Genomic DNA, 2,573 nt, shown 5'->3' with positions numbered 1-2,573 from the left:
ATTTATTCCCTTCATTTCTAAAAATTAGCCTTCCTGTCAATAGAAAATAACCACAATTTTAAAAAAGAGACCCTAATTTTCCCAAAAATCCTTTCTTTAGCTAAAAAGATATGGGTAAGTTTCAAAACAAAATTTTTGACAAGATAAAAGGGGCTGAGATAGAATATTAACCAAATGGGTTTTAATGAGTGGAAAAGGCTCTGTTGCGAGAAGGTAAGGTCTGACTTTCACTTAAAAGAAAAGAAGTTAAGCTGGACAGTTGACAGCAGAGACCTTCTTTTATATATGTTTCAACATCTCTCTCATCATCCGGTTCGCCCTATTGTTAAAATTGTCTTTGAACATCAAAGGATGATTCTTTTGCCAGGGGTAATCTTAAGCCTCATTCATACATTAGAATCAATATCAACTCATCAAGAAAAGGTAGCCCAAGAGTTGGATTATCAGAGATTTATTAACCATGGTGCGGTCAGAGAATTTTTAAGGATCTCTCCTAGAGATTCAACCAATTTTTTAAAAAGATATATTGAGATGGAAAAGACCTGTTCATTTCTCCATCTGCTTACCACCTCTGGCATCAGAGGGCGATTGGGTATTCCTATGGAGAGATTGGGCTTTCTAACTAGGAATGGATGGCTAGTCCCGATAGAAAAGATAGCAAATGTTGAAATTATAGCCTCTAAAACAAAAGAGTGGTACTATAGGTTTATAGGATGGTTTTCTTCAAAATCCAATGGTTTAGATATTATTGATGATTTTAATATCTCCCTTATAGAGGCATTAAATAAAGACTATCCAAGCCTCTCTTTTAAAATGATGAGCAGTTTTTATATCTTCAATAATAGGCGATATTTTGATCTCATTCGCTCTCCTTTAGAGGTTCTTTGCTTTTTAAAAAGTAAGGAAAAGAATAAGCCTATTGAAGAAGATGATCCAATCTTTGAAAAACTCGGGAATATTTTTAAAAATAGAGATCCTAATGAGGATCTCTTATTAAAGCAAAAGGCAGAAGAACTCCAAGAAATCCTTCAGGATAAAAACCAATTTTATAGCTCATTAGAGGAAAATGGAAAAAGAATTCAAGACTTGATTGAGGGATTAAAGGGGTGGACAGCCGAAAATTTTGCATCCCTAGAAGATACACTTATTGAGACCTATGATGATTACATCGCAGTAAAAAGAGAAATAGAGAAAAGAAAGGCTATAAGATGGAAATAGAAAAAAATTTGCTTCTAGATTTAATCTACAATTTCTACTGTAAGTATGACCATATTGATGATATTGTCAAGGCGATAAGAGAGGGGTTTAAACAACATTATGAAGCGGAAAGTTGCTTTCTTTTGATAGATGATGGCTCTTTTGAGCCAATAATACCTTGTGACTTATATTCAACCAATAAAATTACCCATTGTTTTAAAAGGGAAGAATTAAAAAATATTTTTTCTTCTGCCCAAAAAGGAGAATATCCAAAGGTCTTTCAAGAGAAAGGGGGTATATATCGTTCAGTCCTTCCATTATTAGATTCTAAAAATAAGCCATTTGCAATCCTAAATATGGAAAGTAAGAAAGAGGGGTTGCTTGAAGAAATAAGAAATAATATTCTAAAACATATAGAATTATCTGTGCGCATCAATCAATCTATTATCAAGAGATGGAACTCGCTTGCTAATTTGACTAAAAACCTTATGTCTAAGCTTTCCGATACCACTTCTCTAATGGACGAGGTTGTTAAATCTGTAACAGAGGAATTAGAGGCAGAGGCATGCAGTTTATTCTTGGTAAGCAAGGATAATCTTAATTACTTAGAGCTAGCCAGAGGATGGATTTCTCATAATAATAAATCATTCCCAATGGATATTACAAATGTTAGGCTTGAGATTGCTAAGGGAGAAAAAACAGGGCTTTCTGGGTTTGTAGCGGAAAAAAAGGAGCCTCTCTCTTTGGCTGGAGAAGAAATAGAAAAACATCCTAGCTATAGCGGAAGGAGCCAATCCCGGCCTTATCTTTCTTTGGGTAGATGCTTTTCTTGGTTGGGTGTTCCAATCATTAACCCAGGAGATAGATTATTGGGGATAATCAAGGTTGAGAATAAAAAGAAAAATGGAAGGGTAGATAAAGGCTTAAATTTTTCAAAAGAGGATGAGGGATACCTTGAGATATTAGCCTCTATTATTGCCATTTGCCTTGAGGTGGCAAGTTATATCAAAAGAAGGGAGGAAATGGCTGATACTGAAAGGCTTATTTATTATACATCTTCCCATGGGTTAAAGACCCCTTTGCATGGGCTTTTGGAATCCATTCGGCAATTAGAAGAGCTTGATCAAGCGTTCATTAAACCTCAACCAGAACTAGAGAAGAAATATAAAAGGCGTAATGAGATTTTTTCTTTTCTAAAGGAGGATGCTTACAAATATGCAAGGCTTGTCCAGAATATATGCTATATGATTCTAGCAATTCTCGGTGAAGTTATAAAGGCTATATTATCAAGCCTTCCTGGAAAATAAGAAAATATTTTTCGCAAAAAAAGCCTCTTAAGGTTTCCTCTCAAAAATGCCGATATATTATATAGAATG

2 protein-coding genes are annotated in these 2,573 nt (G+C 34.6%); both read left to right on the top strand.

All coding sequences use genetic code 11. From position 1 onward, the window contains the following. The first annotated feature begins 174 nt into the window (after nt 1-174). Nucleotides 175-1,218, top strand: a complete 1,044-nt coding sequence (locus AB1630_12185) for a hypothetical protein (protein ID MEW6104552.1) — start codon at nt 175-177, stop codon at nt 1,216-1,218. Beyond that, the gene (locus AB1630_12180) at nt 1,209-2,504 is read left to right on the top strand and encodes a GAF domain-containing protein (GenBank protein MEW6104551.1); all 1,296 of its coding nucleotides are present in this window, start codon (nt 1,209-1,211) and stop codon (nt 2,502-2,504) included. Before AB1630_12185 ends, AB1630_12180 begins: the two co-directional genes overlap by 10 nt. The last annotated feature ends 69 nt before the right edge of the window (nt 2,505-2,573 follow it).

The organism is bacterium (assembly GCA_040753555.1).
Classification (GTDB): domain Bacteria; phylum UBA9089; class UBA9088; order UBA9088; family UBA9088; genus JBFLYE01.
The sequence above is the reverse complement of the archived record's forward strand: the minus strand, read 5'-3'. Positions and strand labels throughout refer to the sequence as shown.

What these genes read in the sequence shown, in the direction of transcription:
- AB1630_12185 (MEW6104552.1), top strand. Translation starts at nt 175, where the DNA reads ATGGGTTTTAATGAGTGGAAAAGGCTCTGTTGCGAGAAGGTAAGGTCT.
- AB1630_12180 (MEW6104551.1), top strand. Translation starts at nt 1,209, where the DNA reads ATGGAAATAGAAAAAAATTTGCTTCTAGATTTAATCTACAATTTCTAC.